At 66.5% G+C, this 18383-nt stretch carries 19 protein-coding genes; 13 read left to right on the top strand and 6 right to left on the bottom strand.

Going from position 1 to position 18383, the window contains the following annotated elements; genetic code table 11:
- Positions 1 to 2 precede the first annotated feature (2 nt).
- Positions 3 to 878: a branched-chain amino acid ABC transporter permease gene (locus AC07OD_RS08735; protein ID WP_218293236.1), complete on the bottom strand. Its 876-nt coding sequence runs from the start codon at positions 876 to 878 to the stop codon at positions 3 to 5.
- Positions 879 to 1095: 217 nt separating this feature from the next.
- On the opposite strand from AC07OD_RS08735, the gene AC07OD_RS08730 reads away from it, so the two are divergent.
- The 4 genes from AC07OD_RS08730 to AC07OD_RS08715 all read left to right on the top strand — a co-directional run bounded on the left by AC07OD_RS08730 (position 1096) and on the right by AC07OD_RS08715 (position 4509).
- Entirely contained in the window at positions 1096 to 1893 is a 798-nt protein-coding gene (locus AC07OD_RS08730; RefSeq protein ID WP_494596169.1) for a crotonase/enoyl-CoA hydratase family protein, read from the top strand.
- A gap of 108 nt (positions 1894 to 2001) precedes the next feature.
- A complete protein-coding gene (locus AC07OD_RS08725; protein ID WP_218293238.1) occupies positions 2002 to 2487 on the top strand; it encodes a thioesterase family protein in 486 nt (161 codons plus the stop codon).
- Positions 2488 to 2757: 270 nt separating this feature from the next.
- Positions 2758 to 3333, top strand: coding sequence for a bactofilin family protein (locus AC07OD_RS08720; protein ID WP_218293239.1), 576 nt, complete (start codon positions 2758 to 2760; stop codon positions 3331 to 3333).
- A gap of 204 nt (positions 3334 to 3537) precedes the next feature.
- The gene (locus tag AC07OD_RS08715) at positions 3538 to 4509 is read left to right on the top strand and encodes an amidohydrolase family protein (RefSeq protein WP_494596166.1); all 972 of its coding nucleotides are present in this window, start codon (positions 3538 to 3540) and stop codon (positions 4507 to 4509) included.
- A gap of 69 nt (positions 4510 to 4578) precedes the next feature.
- On the opposite strand, the gene AC07OD_RS08710 is transcribed toward AC07OD_RS08715, so the two are convergent.
- Positions 4579 to 5004 carry an acyl-CoA thioesterase gene (locus AC07OD_RS08710; RefSeq protein WP_218293241.1) on the bottom strand — a complete coding sequence of 142 codons (426 nt, stop codon included), beginning with the start codon at positions 5002 to 5004 and terminating at the stop codon, positions 4579 to 4581.
- Positions 5005 to 5132: 128 nt separating this feature from the next.
- Between AC07OD_RS08710 and AC07OD_RS08705 the strand changes: the two genes are divergently transcribed.
- The 3 genes from AC07OD_RS08705 to AC07OD_RS08695 all read left to right on the top strand — a co-directional run bounded on the left by AC07OD_RS08705 (position 5133) and on the right by AC07OD_RS08695 (position 8485).
- A complete protein-coding gene (locus AC07OD_RS08705; RefSeq protein ID WP_494596164.1) occupies positions 5133 to 6995 on the top strand; it encodes an ABCB family ABC transporter ATP-binding protein/permease in 1863 nt (620 codons plus the stop codon).
- Positions 6996 to 7143: 148 nt separating this feature from the next.
- Positions 7144 to 8076, top strand: coding sequence for a 2-hydroxyacid dehydrogenase (locus tag AC07OD_RS08700; RefSeq protein WP_492244319.1), 933 nt, complete (start codon positions 7144 to 7146; stop codon positions 8074 to 8076).
- A gap of 76 nt (positions 8077 to 8152) precedes the next feature.
- Positions 8153 to 8485, top strand: coding sequence for a nucleotide pyrophosphohydrolase (locus tag AC07OD_RS08695; RefSeq protein ID WP_492805587.1), 333 nt, complete (start codon positions 8153 to 8155; stop codon positions 8483 to 8485).
- Positions 8486 to 8626: 141 nt separating this feature from the next.
- Here AC07OD_RS08695 and AC07OD_RS08690 read toward each other — a convergent pair whose 3' ends face one another.
- The 3 genes from AC07OD_RS08690 to AC07OD_RS08680 are packed head-to-tail and all read right to left on the bottom strand — an operon-like array spanning position 8627 to position 11564.
- Positions 8627 to 9664, bottom strand: coding sequence for a DctP family TRAP transporter solute-binding subunit (locus AC07OD_RS08690; protein ID WP_218340469.1), 1038 nt, complete (start codon positions 9662 to 9664; stop codon positions 8627 to 8629).
- A gap of 41 nt (positions 9665 to 9705) precedes the next feature.
- Positions 9706 to 11004: a TRAP transporter large permease gene (locus AC07OD_RS08685; protein ID WP_218293246.1), complete on the bottom strand. Its 1299-nt coding sequence runs from the start codon at positions 11002 to 11004 to the stop codon at positions 9706 to 9708.
- Positions 11001 to 11564: a TRAP transporter small permease gene (locus tag AC07OD_RS08680; protein WP_369641399.1), complete on the bottom strand. Its 564-nt coding sequence runs from the start codon at positions 11562 to 11564 to the stop codon at positions 11001 to 11003. The genes AC07OD_RS08685 and AC07OD_RS08680 overlap by 4 nt, the downstream gene beginning before the upstream one ends.
- Positions 11565 to 11800: 236 nt before the next feature.
- On the opposite strand from AC07OD_RS08680, the gene AC07OD_RS08675 reads away from it, so the two are divergent.
- The 6 genes from AC07OD_RS08675 to AC07OD_RS08650 all read left to right on the top strand — a co-directional run bounded on the left by AC07OD_RS08675 (position 11801) and on the right by AC07OD_RS08650 (position 17245).
- The gene (locus AC07OD_RS08675) at positions 11801 to 12733 is read left to right on the top strand and encodes a LysR family transcriptional regulator (protein ID WP_218293248.1); all 933 of its coding nucleotides are present in this window, start codon (positions 11801 to 11803) and stop codon (positions 12731 to 12733) included.
- A gap of 180 nt (positions 12734 to 12913) precedes the next feature.
- A complete protein-coding gene (locus tag AC07OD_RS08670) occupies positions 12914 to 13810 on the top strand; it encodes an amino acid ABC transporter substrate-binding protein (RefSeq protein WP_218293249.1) in 897 nt (298 codons plus the stop codon).
- Positions 13811 to 13925: 115 nt separating this feature from the next.
- Positions 13926 to 14825, top strand: a complete 900-nt coding sequence (locus AC07OD_RS08665; protein WP_218293250.1) for an amino acid ABC transporter substrate-binding protein — start codon at positions 13926 to 13928, stop codon at positions 14823 to 14825.
- A gap of 108 nt (positions 14826 to 14933) precedes the next feature.
- Positions 14934 to 15692 carry an amino acid ABC transporter permease gene (locus AC07OD_RS08660; protein ID WP_218293251.1) on the top strand — a complete coding sequence of 253 codons (759 nt, stop codon included), beginning with the start codon at positions 14934 to 14936 and terminating at the stop codon, positions 15690 to 15692.
- 1 nt (position 15693) lies between these two features.
- Positions 15694 to 16359 (top strand): amino acid ABC transporter permease, encoded by a 666-nt coding sequence (locus AC07OD_RS08655; protein WP_218293252.1) that lies wholly within the window; start codon positions 15694 to 15696, stop codon positions 16357 to 16359.
- Between the two features lie 148 nt (positions 16360 to 16507).
- Entirely contained in the window at positions 16508 to 17245 is a 738-nt protein-coding gene (locus AC07OD_RS08650) for an amino acid ABC transporter ATP-binding protein (RefSeq protein WP_494596158.1), read from the top strand.
- A 200-nt stretch (positions 17246 to 17445) separates the two neighbouring features.
- Here the strand turns inward: AC07OD_RS08650 and AC07OD_RS08645 are convergent, their stop codons facing one another.
- A complete protein-coding gene (locus AC07OD_RS08645; RefSeq protein WP_218293254.1) occupies positions 17446 to 18366 on the bottom strand; it encodes a MurR/RpiR family transcriptional regulator in 921 nt (306 codons plus the stop codon).
- Between the last annotated feature and the right edge of the window lie 17 nt (positions 18367 to 18383).

Below are 18383 nucleotides of genomic sequence, written 5' to 3'. Positions count from 1 at the left end.
GGTCACACCTTCTTGCGCAGCTTTTCGCCGAACAGCCCATTCGGTTTGACCATCAACATGATCAGCACCACGATGTACGCCGCCGTGTCCTTGAAGCCGTCGGGCAGATAAAAACCCGAGAGCGATTCGACGATCCCGATGACCAACCCTCCCACGATGGCGCCCGGCAGGCTGCCAAAGCCGCCCACTACGGCGGCGGGAAACGCCTTCAGCCCGATCAGTCCCATGTTGGCGTGCACGAAGGTGATGGGCGCCAGCAGCAGCCCCGCCACGGCGGCCACGGCGGCGGCCAGGCCCCAGGCCAGGCCGTTGAGCCGCTGCACGGGGATGCCCATGTAGTACGCGGCCAGCTGGTTCTGCGACGAGGCCTGCATCGCGATGCCCAGCTTGCTGTAGCGGAACATCGCGAACAGCAGCACGCACAGTGCGGCCGTGGCGCCGATCACCACCAGCTGCTCGGCGTTGAGCACCAGCGCGCCCAGGCGGAACGACAGGTCCTTGTAGGGCACGGGCAGCGTGTGCGTGTCGGTGCCGATGTTGGGAATCATGGTGACCAGCCCGCGCAGCACGTAGCCGATGCCGATGGTGAGCATGACGATGGAGAACGCGGGCTGGCCGAGGATGGGGCGGATCACCGCGCGTTCGAGCACCACGCCGAAAAGGCCCATGGCCAGGATGCTGGCGAGCACCGCCACCCAGAAGGGAAAGCCCAGCACCGTCATGAGCGCCAGGCCGCAGAACGCGCCCAGCATCATCAGCTCGCCCTGGGCGAAGCTCACGGTCTCCGTGGCCTTGTAGATGAGCACGAAGCCCAGCGCTATCAGGCCGTAGATGCACCCCTGGGAGATACCGCTGATCAACAGTTGCAAGAATTGCACCCTGGCGCTCCAGAATATTTTTACAAAGCGATTGCTTTGCATAAATAATGGTGCCTGTGCCGGACGCATCCCGCACTCGGGGCTAACCCTGATCGGTCCCGGCGCATATTGACGCAGTGCGCGGCGGGGCGCAATAAGGGTTGCGTCCGATAGGCGCACCCCGGGGCGCCCTCCGGCAGGGCCGGGGAAGGCGCGCAACACCCTCTGAGAGAACGCCATGTCCGTACAGATAGAGACCGAGGACCGTGTCACGCTGGTGACACTGCACCGCCCCGACGTGCGCAATGCCGTGGACGCGGCGACCGCGCGAGCGCTCCACGCCGCGTTCCTGGCGTTCGAGCAGGACGGCGCGGCCGACGTGGCGGTGTTCCATGGCGCTGGCGGGCATTTCTGCGCGGGCTGGGACCTGCAGTCGGGGGCGCGGCTGCAGGCGCAGGGCGTGGCGCCCGAGGCGCTGGCCGGATCGCTCGATTTCACGGCCGACACCCCGCTGCCGCTGGGGCCGATGGGCCCCAGCCGGTTGCACCTCACCAAGCCGGTGATCGCCGCAGTCAGCGGCGCGGCCGTGGCCGGTGGCATGGAGCTGGCGCTGTGGTGCGACCTGCGCGTGATGGAGGAGGACGCGTACTTCGGTGTCTTTTGCCGCCGCTTCGGCGTGCCGCTGATCGACGGCGGAACCGTGCGCCTGCCCCGCCTGGTGGGCCTGTCGCACGCGCTGGACCTCATCCTCACCGGCCGCAAGGTCGGGTCGGCGGAGGCCTTGCGCATGGGGCTGTGCAATCGCGTGGTGCCCTCGGGGCAGGCGCTGCAGGCGTCGCTCGCGCTGGCGCGGGAGATCGCTGCATTCCCTCAGGCCACGCTGCGCGCCGACCGGGCCAGCGCGCTCGCGGCCGAAGGGCTGCCGCTGCAGGAGGCTCTGCTGCGCGAGTGGGCGGGGGGGCGGGCGTGCCTGGCCGACGCCCTGCGGGGAGCGGCGCGGTTCGCCGACGGGCAGGGACGCCATGGTGAGTTTTGAGTGAAAATGGCCGCCAGCGCTTATCGTGAAAGCGCAGTGCGCTATATAAAATATAGCAAATGACGTTCGTGGGCCCGAGCTGCCCGCGCGCACTCCCCCAGGAAACCCATGAGCAAATCCACCACACCGCCCCCGCAAGCCTTCGAGCCCGACTTCATTGCCGGGCTCAAGGCCATCTTTGAAGAGAAGATCGTGTTCAACCAGGTGCTGGGCCTCAAGATCACCTCCCTCAAGCCCGATGGCGTGGTGGGCCGCATCGACATGAAGCCGGACCTGGTGGGCCACTATGCGTACAACCGCATCCACGGCGGCGTGATCAGCGCGGGGCTGGACGCCATGGGCGGGCTGGCCGTGATGGCGGCCATCGGCGCCAAGCACATGGACGAGGCGCCCGAGCAGCGCCTGCACCGCTTTGCCAAGCTGGGCACCATCGACCTGCGCATCGACTACCTGCGCCCCGGCATCGGCAGCCACTTCGAGCTGCGCGCCAACGTGCTGCGACTGGGCTCGCGCGTGGCCAGCACGCGCATGGAATTCCTCGGCCCGGACGGGGAGATCATGTCGGCGGGGGCCGCGGCGTACATCGTGTCGTAGCGCCCTGAGCGGCTAGGCCGCTGTGCGGCGCGGGCGGGGACGGCGCCTTCGCTGCGGGGCGGCTTCACCGCCAACGCGCTGCGCGCGCACCCCTCTTCGGACACGGGGGCGAGGTCACGGCCGCTGCCGCGCCCCCATCGCGTGGATGTGTGATCCCGCAAGCCTTGCAAGCGCATGCTACGGACGAACCGTTTGGTTACCGTTCTTGCGTAACGAAGGCATCTTTCACAGGGCCCCAAACCTACGATGACTTCTTTTCAAGGAGATCTGATGGCCGTGCAAAACCCCTTCTTTGGCAAGCGTGAACCTGAGTCGTTCCAACCCCGCCATGGCGCCACCACTTCATCATCCTCATCTGCCGCCTCCAGCCTGAGTGGCACGGCGGCCAGCAGCGCGGCCACGGCGCAGTCCGTGGCCGGCACCGCCGCCAACCGGTCTTCCAGCGACTCCTCGGGCAGCAAGCTCACGGTGGGCCCCAACATCAAGCTCAAGGGCGTGGAGATCACCGATTGCGACACGCTCGTGGTCGAAGGCACGGTCGAGGCCACCATGGATTCGCGCGTCATCCAGATCTCTGAAAACGGCGCCTTCCGCGGCTCGGCCGAGATCGACATCGCCGAAATCCATGGCGAGTTCAACGGCACGCTCACCGTGCGCCAGAAGCTCGTGATCTACAGCACCGGCAAGGTCAACGGCAAGATCCGCTACGGCAAGCTGGTGGTGGAGGAGGGCGGGCAGCTCGCGGGCGAGATCGAGGCGGGCTTTGCCAGCGGCGCGTCGTCGTCCGGCGCGCAGCGCACGGCGTCTGCACCGCTGCGGGCCGAGCCCACGGCGATGGCGGCCTGATCCGCATCGCGGCACACAGATAAACCAGGGCATTCAGGCACCCGCGGCAGCCCGGCCTGGCTGGAGCCCTCACGGGTGCCTAGTGCCGTCCGGCGCGCCGGTGGTGGTGGGGCGCGGGCGCGGAGAAGGCAGCATGGGAATGGCTTTGTAGAATTTCCACGTCGTCCTGCACTCCGGGCGCGCTTTCTTCGCGCCATTGCCACCATGACACGAGTTCTATTTGCCACGTGCCTTGCCCTGGCTGCGCTCAACGCCTGGCCGCAGGCCGAGCCGTCCGAGCCCGTGCGGCGCGCCACGCGGCAGCCGGTGCAGCGCGATGCCGCGCCCGGCCCCGCGCAGGCACCCACACCGGCCGGCGTCCTCACGCCCTTCGTGGATGCCCATGTGCACCTCAACAGCCTGCCGATGCAGCTGGAGCTCATGGCGCGCTGGGGGGCCAGCCACGCGGTGGTGTTCTGGGGCGGGCGCAGCAGCAATGAGTCCGTGGCCGAGGCCGCGCGCCAGCACCCCGGCGTGCTGATTCCGTTCGCCTCGATATCGCCCGAACGCACGGCGTACCGGCCGCACTGGGAGCACAACGGCGTCGAGCTGCTCACACAGCTCGACGCCATGCTGGCGACCGGCCTCTACAAGGGCATCGGCGAGATCTCGGTGGCGCACTTTCCCTCGGCCGGCTTCGCGGAGACGGACTTCGGCGTGGCCGGCCCGATGATGGCGGGCATCCTGGAGCTGGCCCGCAAGCACAAGGTGCCGGTGATGGTGCATGTCGAAGGCACGCGCATGGCGGAGCTTTCACAGCTCTTGCAGCGGTTCCCGGATGTGCCCGTGATCTGGGCGCACGGGGGCTATACGCCGCTGTTCCTGGCGCGGCGCATGCTGGAGCGGCATCCCAACCTCTACTACGAACTGAGTGCGCGCACCTGGCCGCACCATCCCCGCTCGCCGGACTACACCATCCTGCGCGATGGCACGCGCGTCTGGCCCGAGTGGCTGGCGCTCATCGAGGAGCAGCCCGGGCGCTTTCTGGTGGGAACGGATGCGAGCCACCGCTCGGCCGCGAGCGACGACATGAAGTACGCGAGCGTGCAGGGCTTCCTGGCCCAGCTGTCGCCTGGCGCGCGCCAGCAGGTGGCGCGGGGCACGCTGATGCGGCTGGTGGGGCTCGGGCAGCCCTAGGCCGCATGCCGGTCCGGGCCTTCCCGGAAAGCCTGCGCAAAGGCCGGGCCGTGCGGGGCCGTTTCTCCCCTACGACGGATTCGGCGCCAGCTTGGGCACGGGGCGCGGGCGTCCCTGCTCGTCGATGGCCACGTAGGTGAGCCGCGCCTCCGTCACCTTCACGTACCGGCCCTGCTCGGCAAAACGCTCGGCATACACCTCCACCTCCACGGTGACCGAGGTGTTGCCCACGCGCGTGATGGACGAGAAGAACGACAGGATGTCGCCCACGCGCACGGGCTGCTTGAAGATGAACTCGTTCACTGCCACGGTGGCCATGCGGCCCTGCATGTAGCGCGCGGGCAGCACCGAGCCGGCGAGGTCGACCTGTGCCATCACCCAGCCCCCGAAGATGTCGCCGTTGCCATTGGTGTCGGCGGGCATGGGGATCACCTTGAGCACCAGTTCCTTGTCGGAGGGCAATGCGGCGGGGGGCGGGCTGAAAACGGCAGACATGGGCACAATCTCGGTTGGGGCTGAGCCAATCCTTGGGGAACCAGGGGTTTCATCACAGGCTCGCGCCCTGCAAAAAACCACCTGGGCATCAGCCGGGTCGGTAAAAACAACAACTGGAATTGTCCCCCATGCGCCACCACGGCGAAACCGCCCCTTCCGCCACCGCCATCATTGCACCGCCTGCACAGTCCGACTGGAGCACCCTGAACCGCCTGCTGCCCTACCTGTGGCAGTACAAGTGGCGCGTGATCGCCGCCATCGTGTTCATGGTGGGCGCCAAGGTGGCCAACGTGGGCGTGCCCCTTCTGCTCAAGACGCTGGTCGATGCGATGAGCTTCAAGCCCGGAGACCCGGCGGCGCTGCTGGTGGTGCCCGTGGGGCTGCTGGTGGCCTACGGCGCGCTGCGGCTGTCCACGTCGCTGTTCACCGAGCTGCGCGAACTGGTGTTCGCCAAGGCCACGCAGGGGGCGGCGCGCTCCATCGCGCTGCAGACCTTCGAGCACCTGCATGCCCTGAGCCTGCGCTTTCACCTGGAGCGGCAGACCGGCGGCATGACGCGCGACATCGAACGCGGCGTGCGCGGCATCGAGTCGCTGATCTCCTTCACGCTGTTCAACGTGGTGGCCACGCTGGTCGAGGTGGTGCTGGTGCTGTCCGTGCTGGCCGTGAAGTTCGACGCCTGGTTTGCCTGGATCACGCTGGCGGCGCTGGCGTTCTACATCGTCTTCACGGTGCTGGTGACCGAGTGGCGCACCCAGTTCCGGCGCGAGGCCAACGAGTTCGATTCGGCCGCGCACACCAAGGCCGTGGATTCGCTGCTCAACTACGAGACGGTCAAGTACTTCAACAACGAAGGCTTCGAGGCCCGCCGCTACGACGAAAGCCTGGAGCGCCTGCGCCGCGCGCGGCTCAAGAGCCAGACGACGCTGTCCCTGCTCAACACGGGGCAGCAGCTCATCATCGCCGCCGGGCTGGTGGCCATGCTCTGGCGCGCCACGCAGGGCGTGGTCGATGGCCGCATGACGCTGGGCGACCTCGTCATGGTCAATGCCTTCATGATCCAGCTGTACATCCCGCTCAACTTCCTGGGCGTGATCTACCGCGAGATCAAGCAGAGCCTGACCGACCTGGACAAGATGTTCACGCTGATGGACAAGGAGCGCGAGGTGGCCGACCGCCCCGGCGCATTGCCCCTGGCCGGGCTGGACCAGCCCGCCGTGCGCTTCGAGGACGTGCATTTCGCCTACGAGGTGCGCAAGGGCGGCGACCTTGGCAGCGGCCGCCCCATCCTGCAGGGCATCAGCTTCGAGATCCCCGCGGGCAAGACGGTGGCGGTGGTCGGGCCCTCGGGCTCGGGCAAGAGCACGCTGGCGCGGCTGCTGTTCCGCTTCTACGACATCCAGCAGGGCCGCATCACCATCGCCGGGCAGGAAATCCGCGCCGTGACGCAGGCCAGCGTGCGCCAGGCGATCGGCATCGTGCCGCAGGACACGGTGCTGTTCAACGACACGGTGGCCTACAACATCGCCTACGGCCGCCCCGGCGCCAGCCAGGCCGAGGTGGAAGCGGCCGCGCGCTCCGCCCGCATCCACGACTTCATCGCCAGCACCCCCAAGGGCTACGGCACCATGGTGGGCGAGCGCGGGCTCAAGCTCTCGGGCGGCGAGAAGCAGCGCGTGGCCATTGCGCGCACCCTGCTCAAGAACCCGCCCATCCTGATCTTCGACGAGGCGACCTCGGCGCTGGACTCGGCCAACGAGCGCGCGATCCAGGCCGAGCTGCAGAACGTCTCGCAGAACAAGACCACCCTGGTGATCGCCCACCGCCTCTCCACGGTGGTGGAAGCGCACGAGATCCTGGTCATGGACGCGGGACGCATCATCGAGCGCGGCACGCATGCCCAGCTGCTGGCCCTGGGAGGCCGCTACGCGGGCATGTGGTCCTTGCAACAGGAAAGCCCCCCCGAGTCGCCTGCGGCGCTTTCCCCCTGAGGGGCGGCACCTCTGCCACGGGGGCGGCCCTTGCCGGGTGCCTCTCGCGCGGGCCGCGCCGGTTTTGTACGCTCTGCGCGCAAGGAGACGATGCACGCCGCACGGCTCTTGTTCTCGCAGTTTTTTTCCATTGACATTGCATTGACCCATGAAGCCTGTCCTGCTTGCCCTCATGTTCCTGTCCGAAGAGCACATCGCCCAGATGGCTCAGACCTTCGAGGTGGTCTACGCCCCCGACGCGCCCCAGGCCGCGGCTGCCATTGCGCAGCATGGCGGGCGCGTGCGCGTGGTGCTCACCATCGGTGCCGTGGGCCTGAGCCCCGCGCAGATCGACGCATTGCCCGCGCTCACCCTCATCTGCGTGCTGGGCGCAGGCTATGAGAACGTGGCCGTTGCGCACGCCAAGGCGCGCGGCATCGTGGTGGCCACGGGCGCGGGCACCAACGACGACTGCGTGGCCGACCACACCTGGGGCCTGCTGATCGCGGCGCAGCGCCGCATCCTGGCGCTGGACAAGGCCACGCGTGCGGGCATCTGGCGCACGGCGCTGCCGCTGCCGCCCAACGTGTCGCACAAGCGCCTGGGCATCATCGGGCTGGGCACCATCGGCAAGAAGATCGCGCAGCGCGCGCTGGGCTTCGAGATCGAGGTGGGCTACCACAACCGCAGCGTGCGCACCGATGTGCCCTACCGCTACTTCGCAGACGTGGCGGCGCTGGCCGGATGGGCGGACTTCCTCGTGGTCGCCACGCCGGGTGGTGCAGGTACCAGGCACCTCGTCAATGCCGCTGTGCTGGATGCCCTGGGCGCACGCGGCGTGGTGGTCAACATCGCGCGCGGCAGCGTGATCGACACGGCCGCCCTGGCCGCCGCGCTGCGCGAAGGCCGCATCGCGGCGGCGGGCCTCGATGTGTACGAAAGCGAGCCCGCGCCCCCGGCCGAGCTGCTGGACCTGGACAACGTGGTGCTCACGCCCCACGTGGCGGGCTGGTCGCCCGAGGCGGTGCAGGCCTCGGTGGACCGGTTCATGGAAAACGCCCGGCGCCACCTGGCGGGCGAGGCGCCCGTCACGGTGGTGTGACAGAAGGTTCAATAGTGATATCGGCTGCTGGCGCTTGCTGGACAAGCGCTGGCAGCTATTCCATCAGGAGCGACTCATGTCCGTCGATTTGAATGCGCTGCAGGCCCGGCTGCGTGTGTTTGCGGCCGAACGGCAGTGGCAGCCGTTCCACACCCCCAAGAACCTGGCCATGGCGCTGATGGTGGAGGCGGCCGAGCTGGCCGAGATCTTCCAGTGGATGACGCCCGAGCAGTCGCGGTTGGTGCGCGACGACCCGGCGTTCAAGGAGCCCATCGCCGATGAAGTGGCCGATGTGCTGCTGTACCTGCTGCAGCTGGCCGACCATGCGGGCGTGGACCTGGCCGAAGCGGTGGAGCACAAGCTGCGCAAGAACGCCGTCAAGCACCCCGCACCAGAAAACCTGGAGTGAACGGGGGCGCCTGCACCGGTGTTGCATGCCGGGTGCTCTCCATTTGGCAGTGACGGGACGCCCATGAAAAAGCCCCGCCAGGGCGGGGCTTTTTCATGCTGCACGCACCGGCTTACTTCCGTGCGCCGGTGATGGCATTGCTCACTTCTTGCGCGCGGCGATCGCCTTCTCGGCCGAGCCCACCAGGTCGGCGCCGATCTGGCCCTTCCACTTTTCGTACACGGGGCGCGTGGCCTTCACGAAGGCATCGCGCTCGGCGGTGGAGAGCTGCGTGACGGTCACGCCATTGGCGGCGATGTCCTTGAGCAGGGGCTTGTCGGCCTCGACCATGCCCTTGCGGGCAATGGCGATCTCTTCCTTGCCGGCATCGATGGCGGCCTGCTTGACGATCTCACGGTCGGCGGGTGTCCAGGACGCCCAGATGTCCTTGTTGACCACGAAGATCAGCGGGTCGTTCACGTAGCCCCACATCGTCACGTGCTTTTGCGCCACGGTGTGCAGCTTGGCTGCCATGTACACGGCAATCGGGTTCTCCTGGCCGTCCACGGCGCCGCTGGCAAACGCGGGCTGTGCATCGGCCCAGCTCATCTGGGTGGGGTTGGCGCCCAGCGCGGTGAAGGTGTCCAGGAACAGGGGCGAGCCCACCACGCGGATCTTCAGGCCCTTCAGGTCCTCGGGGGTCTTGATCGCCTTCTTGGAATTGGAGATCTCGCGGTAGCCGTTCTCGCCCCAGGCCAGGGGCATCACGCCCGCCTTGTCCAGGGTCTGGAAGATCTGCTTGCCCACGTCGCCCTGCGTCACCGCGTCCACAGCCGCGTAGTCGGGGAACAGGAAGGGCAGCGAGAACAGGTTGAGCTGCTTGACCTGGGGCGACCAGTTGATGGTGGAGCCCACGGCCATGTCGATCACGCCCTGGCGCAGCGCGCTGAACTCGCGCGTCTGGTCGCCCTGGATCAGCGAGACGCCGGGGTACAGCTTGATGTTGATGCGGCCGCTGGTGCGCTCGCGGACCTTGTTGGCCCAGAGTTCGCCGCCCTTGCCCCAGGGGAAGGCGGTGCCCAGCACCAGCGACATGCGGTACTCGCTCTTGTAGGCCGTCTGGGCAATGGCGGCGGGGGCGGTGAAGGCGAGGGCGGCCGCAGTGGCGACGGCGGAAGTGAGGAAAGTGCGCAGTTTCATTGTTTCAGTCTCCTTGTAGAAATCAGGGGTCAATGTGTGAATCAATAACCGAGTTTGGCGGGCAGCCACAGGGCCAGTTGCGGGAAGGCGATCACGAGCACCATCACGAGGAACATGGCGAACAGCATCCAGCCCACCCAGCGCACGGTGGATTCCATGCGCACGCCGGCGATGCGGCACGAGACCATGAGGTTCACGGCCAGCGGCGGTGTGAACTGGCCCAGGGCCACCTTCAGGGTCAGGATCACGCCGAACCAGACAGGGTCCCATTTGTAGAACTGCATGATGGGCAGCAGCAGCGGCACGAAGATCAGGAAGATCGAGATGCCGTCGAGGAACATGCCCACGGTGATGAGCAGCACGATGAGCAGCGCCAGCACGCCGTACTCGCCCAGGCCGGAGTTCACGATGGCGTTGGCCACCGGGTCGATCACGCCCAGCGTGGACAGCGAATACGCAAAGATGCCCGCGAGCGACACCACGATGAGGATCACGGCCGACAGCTCGCCCGATTCGCGCAGGATGGGGAACAGGTCGCGCACCTTGATCGTGCGGTGGATCACCATGCCCACGAACAGGCCGTAGAACACCGCCACCACGGCGGCCTCGGTGGGTGTGAACCAGCCGGCGCGCATGCCGCCCAGGATCAGCACCGGCGCGGCCAGGCCCCAGGTGGCCTCGCGCAGGCTCTTCCAGAACGGAGGGCGGGGCATGGTGGCTTCCAGTGCTCCCATCTTGTGCTTGCGGGCCATCCACACGGCCGGCACGATCAGCGCGATGCCTGCCAGGATGCCGGGGATCATGCCGGCGGCGAACAGCGCCGGCACCGAGGCGCCGGGCACCAGCACCGAGTAGATGATGAACGCGACCGAGGGCGGGATCAGGATGTCCGTGGCCGCTGCCGCGCCCACCACGCTGGCCGAGAACGAGGGCGGGTAGCCCGCGCGCGACATGGCGGCGATCATCACGCCGCCCACGGCGGCGGCGTTGGCCGGGCCCGAGCCCGAGATGCCCCCGAGGAACATGGCCACGGCGATCGCCACCAGCGGCAGCATGCCCGGGCCGCGCCCGACGATGGCCACGGCGAAGTTGACCAGGCGCAGCGCCACGCCCGAGCGGTCGAAGATGGAGCCGACCAGCACGAACATGGGGATGGCCAGCAGCGGGTACTTGCCCAACCCGGCGTAGAAATTCTGCGGCACGGCCAGCAGGCCGAACCACTGGCTGTCGGCATTGGCCAGCGCGATGGCGGCGGCACCCGCCAGCCCCAGCGCGGCGCCGATGGGCACGCCCACGAACATCAGGCCCAGGAAGGCCACGAACAGGAGCGTGGCGATCATGGCCGGGCGTCCTCGGCGGATTCATCGGTGGCCCCGGGCGCCGCGCGCGTGCGCCGCACCAGCAGGCCGACGGCCCGCGCCGCGATCAGCGTGGACAGCACGGGCAGCCAGATCGAATACCACCACTGCGGCACGCCGATGCCGGGCGAGGTCTCGCCGAAGCGGTAGTCGTCCCACACCACGCGCACGCTCAGCACCGCGATCAGCCCGAACAGCAGGGCCACGGTGATGGCTCCCAGCTGCGCCAGGCGCCTGCTGCGCAGGGCAGAGCCGCCTTCGGCGAAATACTCGATGCGGATGTGCTGGTCGCGCGCCACGGCGGCGGAGCCCGCCACCAGGGCCAGCACGATCATCAGGAACACGGAGATTTCCTCCGTCCAGGCGAAGGAGGAGTTGGTGAAATAGCGCACCAGGACATTGGCGAACGTGATGAGCGCGAGCGCCGCCATCACGAGGACGGTGAGCCAGTCTTCAAGGCGCAGCGAGCGGGGCTCGGCGTCGGGGCTGGCAGCGCCGGGCGATGCATCGGCCGCGGGCCCGGGGGGGGGAGAGGAGGACATGGGAGCAGGGGTGGAGGGGAACAAACATATGCGAATGCCGGCCGCCCTGCCCGGCGGTGTTGTGCACCGGGGGCTGGGGCGAATCCCGCCCCGAGCGCAAAAAAAGCGCGGTAAGCGCTGCTTTCTATTATGCGATGGTTGCTATGCATGCACACCATTGGTGCGCCTGGGGCGGGCTGTGAAAACCCTCATATCTTTACGAAGCACGTCCGCGGGCGCGCGCGGATAATGCGCCCATGGAAACCAAGTGGCTAGAGGATTTTGTCAGTCTTGCGGAAACGCGCAGCTTCAGCCGCTCCGCCCAGTTACGCCACGTGACGCAGCCCGCCTTCTCCCGGCGCATCCAGGCCCTGGAAGCCTGGGCGGGCACCGATCTGGTGGACCGGAGCTCCTACCCCACCCGCCTCACGCCCGCCGGCAAGACCCTGTACGACCAGGCGCTGGAAATGCTGCAGGCACTGCAGAACACGCGCGCCATGCTGCGCGCGCACACCAGCGCCGGCAAGGACATGATCGAGTTCGCGGTGCCGCACACGCTCGCGTTCACCTTCTTCCCCGCCTGGGTGTCCAGCCTGCACGACAAGTTCGGCCCGTTCAAGAGCCGCCTCATCGCCCTGAACGTGCACGACGCCGTGATGCGGCTGGTGGAGGGCGGCTGCGACCTGCTGATCGCCTACCACCACCCTTCGCAGCCGTTCCAGCTCGATGCCGACCGCTACGAGATGGTGAGCCTGGGGCAGGAGGTGCTCTCCCCTTACAGCAAGGCCGACGCGGAAGGCCAGCCGCTGCACCGCCTGCCGGGCCGCGCCGGGCAGCCGCTGCCCTACCTGGGTTACGCGCCCGGTGCCTACCTGGGGCGCGTGACGGAGCTGATCCTCAAGGAGTCCGGCACGCCCATCCATCTGGAGCGGGTGTACGAGACGGACATGGCCGAGGGCCTCAAGGCCATGGCGCTCGAGGGCCATGGCGTGGCCTTCCTGCCGCACAGCGCGGTGAAGAAGGAGCTGCGCTCGCGCCGCCTGGTCAGTGCGGCGCCGCCCGATACCGAAGGACTGCAGATGACCATGGACGTGCGCGCCTACCGCGAAAAGCCCGCGGGCAAGGAAGCCCCCAAGGGCACGGCGCAGGCCCTGTGGACTTACCTGCAATCCCAGGCAGGGTCATGCTAAGGGTAAATACGGATATAAACACTTTGCATAGTTGCGCGCGCAAACGGCATTGGAATTTCACGGTAACGACACGTACAGTCTGCGCCATCGACGGGTCGGTTACCGCAGCGCGCGCCCTCTGAAGGCCCCACGGTGGCACGAACATTGCAAATCCGATCCATCCACTCACCGAGACACCGTATGAACGTTCAGCATTGGGGAATTGCCTGGGGCCTTGCCGCCCTGTGCAGCGCTTTTGCGACTTCTGCGCAGGCCTCGGTGCTCGAGCGCATCGGCGCCGGCGGCAAGCTGGTGATCGCCCACCGGGAATCGTCAGTGCCTTTCTCGTACATCGACACCCAGTCCGGCAAGCCGGTGGGCTACGCGATGGATCTGTGCCTGCGCCTGGCCGAGGTGGTGCGCAAGAAGACCGGCAAGAAGGACATGGAGGTCGAGTTCGTGGCGGTCACGCCGGCCAACCGCATCGCGGTGATCGAGCAGGGCAAGGCCGACATGGAGTGCGGCTCCACCACCAACAACGCCGAGCGGCGCCAGAAAGTGGCCTTCACGATCCCACACTTCATTACCGGCGCGCGCCTGCTGGTGAAGTCCGCCAGCCCCATCGACCGCGTGGAAGACCTCAACGGCAAGAAACTGGTGTCCACCAAGGGCACGACGCCGCTGAAGGCGGCCGACCAGGCCAACCGCGAACGCCTGATGGGCATCACCATCGTGGAGGCGCCCGACCATGCCAAGGCCGTCGAAATGGTGGAAAAGGGCGAGGCCGACGCCTTCGTGATGGACGACGTGCTGCTGTACGGCCTGGCGGCCGGGCGGCCCGACCCCAAGGCGCTCAAGGTGGTGGGCCGCTTCATGACCACCGAGCCCCTGGCCATCATGCTGCCCAGGAACGACCCCGAGTTCAAGAAGCTCATCGACGAGGAGATGCGCCGCCTGATCACCAGCCGCGACATCTACCCGATCTATGACAAATGGTTCAACAAGCCCATCCCCCCGAACAACACGGTGCTGAACCTTCCGGTCAGCTACTTGTTGCGGGACTTCTGGAAATACCCTACCGACCAGGTCCCGTTCTGACTAATATCCCTGGTCGAGGTTTCCATTTTTGGAGAATGCGGTCTGCCGGTACCCCCGGCAGGGTCGAATCTCTAGAATCCATCCCTTTTTTCGCTTCACACACAAGGAGATACCAATGAAGAAGCATTTGCTCGCGGTTGCCGTGACCGCCCTGGCTGCAGGTAGCGCTTTCGCTCAGGCCACCGACACCCTGGCCAAGATCAAGGCCTCGGGCAGCGTGACGCTGGGTGTGCGCGAGTCTTCGGGTCTTTCCTACACCCTGGGCAACGGCAAGTTCGTGGGCTTCCACACCGAAATGGGCGAAGTCGTCCTGGCCGACATCCAGAAGCAGCTGGGCCTGCCCAAGCTGGACGTCAAGTACCAGCCCGTCACCTCGCAAAACCGCATCCCCCTGGTGACCAACGGCACCGTGGACCTGGAGTGCGGCTCCACCACCAACAACGCTGCGCGCCAGAAGGACGTGGCGTTTGCCGTGACCACCTATGTGGAAGAAGTGCGCACCGCCGTGAAGTCCAGCTCGGGCATCACGTCGATCAAGGACTTGAACGGCAAGACCATCGCCACCACCACGGGCACCACGTCGGTGCAGACCCTGCGCAAGCACGAGCGCGCTGGCGGCATCGACTTCAAGGAAGTCTTCGGCAAGGACCACGCTGACAGCTTCCTGATGCTGGAAACGGGCCGCGCTGACGCTTTCGTGATGGACGCCTCCATCCTGGCGGCCAACATCTCCAAGTCCAAGAACCCCGCCGACTACAAGATCGTCGGTGAAGTCCTGAGCGTGGAGCCCATCGCCTGCATGCTGCGCAAGGACGATGCAGCCTTCAAGAAGGCCGTGGACGACTCCATCAAGCGCCAGATCGCGGACGGTTCGCTGGCCAAGCTGTACGACAAGTGGTTCATGCAGCCCGTGCCGCCGACCAACACCAAGATCGGCCTGCCGATCTCCGATGCCACCAAGGCCGCCTGGGCATCGCCTAACGACAAGCCCATGGAAGACTACGCAAAGAAGTGATCTTCTGAGCGCTTGTGCCCCTTCGGCCAGCCGGTTTGAAGGGGCTTTTTTGTTGGGCTCGCGAGCGGTAGCGGCCAACGCAACACCAAGAATTAAAGGGGTGCTCCTATGAGTTGGGATTGGCAGGTGTTCTGCCAGGACACCATGGACCGGGAAGTCGTGCAAAGCTGCTTTGGCAAGGGCGGCGACATCACGTACCTGGACTGGATGCTGTCTGCCTGGGGCTGGACGGTGTCTGTTTCTCTGCTGGCACTTGTGCTGGCACTTGTTTTGGGCTCTTTCATCGGCACGCTGCGCACTCTGCAGGACCGGCCGGTGATCGTTCGGCTGGGCAATGCCTGGGTCGAGCTATTCCGCAATATTCCGCTGCTGGTCCAGATCTTCCTCTGGTACCACGTCCTGCCGAGCCTGTTCCCGGTGCTCAAGGGCGTTCCGGGGTTTGCACTGGTCGTGCTGGCCCTGGGCTTCTTCACCTCGGCGCGTATCGCCGAGCAGGTGCGTTCGGGCATCCAGACGCTGCCACGCGGCCAGCGCTATGCCGGCCTGGCGGTGGGGTTCACCACGTTCCAGACCTACCGCTATGTGCTGCTGCCCATGGCGTTTCGCATCATCATCCCGCCGCTGACCAGCGAGACGATGAACATCTTCAAGAACTCGTCGGTGGCGTTTGCCGTGTCGGTGGCCGAACTCACCATGTTCGCCATGCAGGCGCAGGAAGAAACCTCGCGCGGCATCGAGGTGTACCTGGCCGTGACGGCGCTCTACATCATCTCGGCCTTTGCCATCAACCGGATCATGGCGTTCATCGAGAAGCGCGTGCGCATCCCGGGCATGGTCGTGGCCAGCAGCGCAGGCGGAGGTCATTGATATGAATCTCGACTTCTCCTTCTACAACTGGGATCTCATCTCCAATTTCGTGCTCAAGGGGCTGTACTTCAGCCTGCTGCTCACCTTCGTGGCCACCATTGGCGGGGTGATCTTCGGCACCGTGCTCGCGCTCATGCGCCTGTCGGGCAAGAAATGGCTCGACGTGCCCGCCACCATCTACGTCAACGGCATGCGCAGCATTCCGCTGGTGATGGTGATCCTGTGGTTCTTCCTGCTGGTGCCCGCCATCATCGGGCGGCCCATCGGCGCGGAAGTGTCGGCCGTGGTGACCTTCATCGCGTTCGAGGCCGCCTATTTCAGCGAGATCATGCGCGCCGGCATCCAGTCCATTCCGCGCGGACAGGTGCATGCCGGCCAGGCGCTGGGCATGACGTATGGCCAGAACATGAAGCTGGTGGTGCTGCCGCAGGCGTTCCGCAACATGCTGCCGGTGCTGCTCACGCAGACCATCATCCTGTTCCAGGACACGTCGCTGGTCTACGCCATCGGCGCCTACGACATGCTCAAGGGCTTCGAAGTGGCAGGCAAGAACTTCGGCCGGCCCATCGAGGCCTACCTGGCGGCCGCCGTCCTGTACTTTGTGATGTGCTACGCGCTGTCCTGGATGGTCAAGCGCCTGCACCAGAAGATCGCAATTATTCGGTAGCCCCCTGAGTCGCCTTCGGCGCCTTCCCCCGAGAGGGACGACGCCAGTGGCCTGGCAAAGCCAGTTCCACGGCGTCCTCGCATGGGGCCGGATCGGTCTCATGCGCAGCGCCCTGAACAAGTGACGAGAGAAGAGATTGGAGAAAGAAATGATCGAACTCAAGAACGTATCCAAGTGGTATGGCCCCGTGCAGGTGCTCAACGAATGCTCGGCCACCATCAACAAGGGTGAAGTGGTGGTGGTGTGCGGGCCCTCGGGCTCGGGCAAATCCACGCTGATCAAGACCATCAACGCGCTGGAGCCCTTCCAGAAGGGCGAGATCACCGTGGACGGCATCCGCCTGCACGATCCCAAGACCGACCTGCCCAAGCTGCGCAGCCGCGTGGGCATGGTGTTCCAGCATTTCGAGCTGTTCCCCCACCTGTCGGTGACGGAGAACCTGACGATCGCGCAGATCAAGGTGCTGGGCCGCAGCGCGGACGACGCCAGGAAGCGTGGCCTGAAGATGCTCGAACGCGTGGGCCTGATGGCGCACAAGGACAAGTTTCCGGGCCAGCTCTCGGGCGGCCAGCAGCAGCGCGTGGCGATTGCCCGTGCGCTGTCGATGGACCCCATCGTGATGCTGTTCGACGAACCCACGTCCGCGCTCGACCCCGAAATGGTCGGTGAGGTGCTGGACGTGATGGTGGGCCTGGCCAACGAAGGCATGACCATGATGTGCGTGACCCACGAAATGGGCTTCGCCCGCAAGGTCAGCAACCGCGTGATCTTCATGGACGTGGGCGGCAAGATCCTGGAAGACTGCTCCAAGGACGACTTCTTCAACAACCCCGACGCCCGCCAGCCGCGCACCAAGGACTTCCTCAACAAGATCCTGCAGCACTGATGGCTCCCCCTGAGTCGCCTGCGGCGCCTTCCCCCAGGGGGACGCCACCGGTGGCCTGGCAAAGCCAGTTCCCCGGTGGCACTGGCTTGGGCCGCGCCAGTTTCATGCAGCGAGTGGCGTGCAGGTGTTCAGGATTAAAAGCAAAAAGCGCTCTTCGGAGCGCTTTTTTTATGGGCGCATGCAATGCCAAGGAGCCCAGGCTAACGCTTGCCCCGCCGGCCGGCCGGCGGGCTACCCTCCACGATGAGCTGCGACTCAAAATCCGTCCACAGGTCGTCGCGATGCTTCAGGGCCTCGGACACGGCCTTGTGGCGCAGCTGGGCCACGGCCGACACCAGGGCGTTGCACAGGAAGAAGGCCGCGGTGTACGAGTCGAACGGTGATGCGTTGGAGGTGCGCACCTGAAGCCGGTGCTGGGCCAGCCGCGCCAGCGGTGCGGCCGCGCTGTCGGTGATGGCCAGCACCTGTGCGCCCGCGTCGCGAAAGCGCTGGGCCACCTTCACCGGGCCGCTCGCATAGCGGCGGATGCTGAAGACCAGCAGCGTGTCCTCGGGCTGCACCCACAGCAGCTGGTCGGTGGTCGCCACGGCGCCCACGCCCAGCTCATGCACCCCGGGGCGGCACATGTTCAGGTGCAGTGCCAGCCACGCGGCCACGGGCGCGCTGTTGATCTGGGCTAGCACGAACAGGCGGCCCCGCGCCTGGGCGATGCGCCGGGCGATGGCCTCAAAGGCCGCCATGTCCAGGCCGTCGCGCGTGGCGGCGATGTTGTGCTGGTCGTGCAGCAGCGCATCGTCCAGGCACTGCTGCAGGCTGCGCTCCGTGCCGATGGTCACCGGTGCGCGCTGGCCGGCCGTTTGCAGCAGCGCCGTGACTTCGCCGCGCGCCTCGCGCTGCGCCTGGGCATAGCTTTCATAGCCCAGCTTGGCGAACAGCCTCACCACCGTCGATGCGCTCGTGCCGTTGCGCGCCGCCAGCGCCGTGGCGGACTCCAGCAGCGCGTGCGGGTAGTCGCGCCCCAGCGCCTCCGCCAGCGCGCGCTCGGTGGTCGTGAGTTCGGCGCCCTGGCGGGCCAGGCGCTCGGTCAGCAGGCCGGCGGATTCTTGCAATGATGATTTCATGAATGTCTCTTTTATGA

The organism is Acidovorax sp. GW821-FHT10E03 (assembly GCF_059415205.1).
Note: the sequence above shows the minus strand (reverse complement) of the source record. Positions and strands in the feature narration are given on the sequence as shown.

Excerpts from the sequence above, each read along its gene's own strand:
- AC07OD_RS08650 (WP_494596158.1), top strand. The coding sequence starts at position 16,508 with ATGATCGAACTCAAGAACGTATCCAAGTGGTATGGCCCCGTGCAGGTG.
- AC07OD_RS08695 (WP_492805587.1), top strand. The coding sequence starts at position 8,153 with ATGTCCGTCGATTTGAATGCGCTGCAGGCCCGGCTGCGTGTGTTTGCG.
- AC07OD_RS08665 (WP_218293250.1), top strand. The coding sequence starts at position 13,926 with ATGAAGAAGCATTTGCTCGCGGTTGCCGTGACCGCCCTGGCTGCAGGT.
- AC07OD_RS08675 (WP_218293248.1), top strand. The coding sequence starts at position 11,801 with ATGGAAACCAAGTGGCTAGAGGATTTTGTCAGTCTTGCGGAAACGCGC.
- AC07OD_RS08720 (WP_218293239.1), top strand. The coding sequence starts at position 2,758 with ATGGCCGTGCAAAACCCCTTCTTTGGCAAGCGTGAACCTGAGTCGTTC.
- AC07OD_RS08655 (WP_218293252.1), top strand. The coding sequence starts at position 15,694 with ATGAATCTCGACTTCTCCTTCTACAACTGGGATCTCATCTCCAATTTC.
- AC07OD_RS08700 (WP_492244319.1), top strand. The coding sequence starts at position 7,144 with ATGAAGCCTGTCCTGCTTGCCCTCATGTTCCTGTCCGAAGAGCACATC.
- AC07OD_RS08705 (WP_494596164.1), top strand. The coding sequence starts at position 5,133 with ATGCGCCACCACGGCGAAACCGCCCCTTCCGCCACCGCCATCATTGCA.
- AC07OD_RS08725 (WP_218293238.1), top strand. The coding sequence starts at position 2,002 with ATGAGCAAATCCACCACACCGCCCCCGCAAGCCTTCGAGCCCGACTTC.
- AC07OD_RS08670 (WP_218293249.1), top strand. The coding sequence starts at position 12,914 with ATGAACGTTCAGCATTGGGGAATTGCCTGGGGCCTTGCCGCCCTGTGC.
- AC07OD_RS08660 (WP_218293251.1), top strand. The coding sequence starts at position 14,934 with ATGAGTTGGGATTGGCAGGTGTTCTGCCAGGACACCATGGACCGGGAA.
- AC07OD_RS08685 (WP_218293246.1), bottom strand. The coding sequence starts at position 11,004 with ATGATCGCCACGCTCCTGTTCGTGGCCTTCCTGGGCCTGATGTTCGTG.
- AC07OD_RS08710 (WP_218293241.1), bottom strand. The coding sequence starts at position 5,004 with ATGTCTGCCGTTTTCAGCCCGCCCCCCGCCGCATTGCCCTCCGACAAG.
- AC07OD_RS08730 (WP_494596169.1), top strand. The coding sequence starts at position 1,096 with ATGTCCGTACAGATAGAGACCGAGGACCGTGTCACGCTGGTGACACTG.
- AC07OD_RS08680 (WP_369641399.1), bottom strand. The coding sequence starts at position 11,564 with ATGTCCTCCTCTCCCCCCCCCGGGCCCGCGGCCGATGCATCGCCCGGC.
- AC07OD_RS08645 (WP_218293254.1), bottom strand. The coding sequence starts at position 18,366 with ATGAAATCATCATTGCAAGAATCCGCCGGCCTGCTGACCGAGCGCCTG.
- AC07OD_RS08690 (WP_218340469.1), bottom strand. The coding sequence starts at position 9,664 with ATGAAACTGCGCACTTTCCTCACTTCCGCCGTCGCCACTGCGGCCGCC.
- AC07OD_RS08715 (WP_494596166.1), top strand. The coding sequence starts at position 3,538 with ATGACACGAGTTCTATTTGCCACGTGCCTTGCCCTGGCTGCGCTCAAC.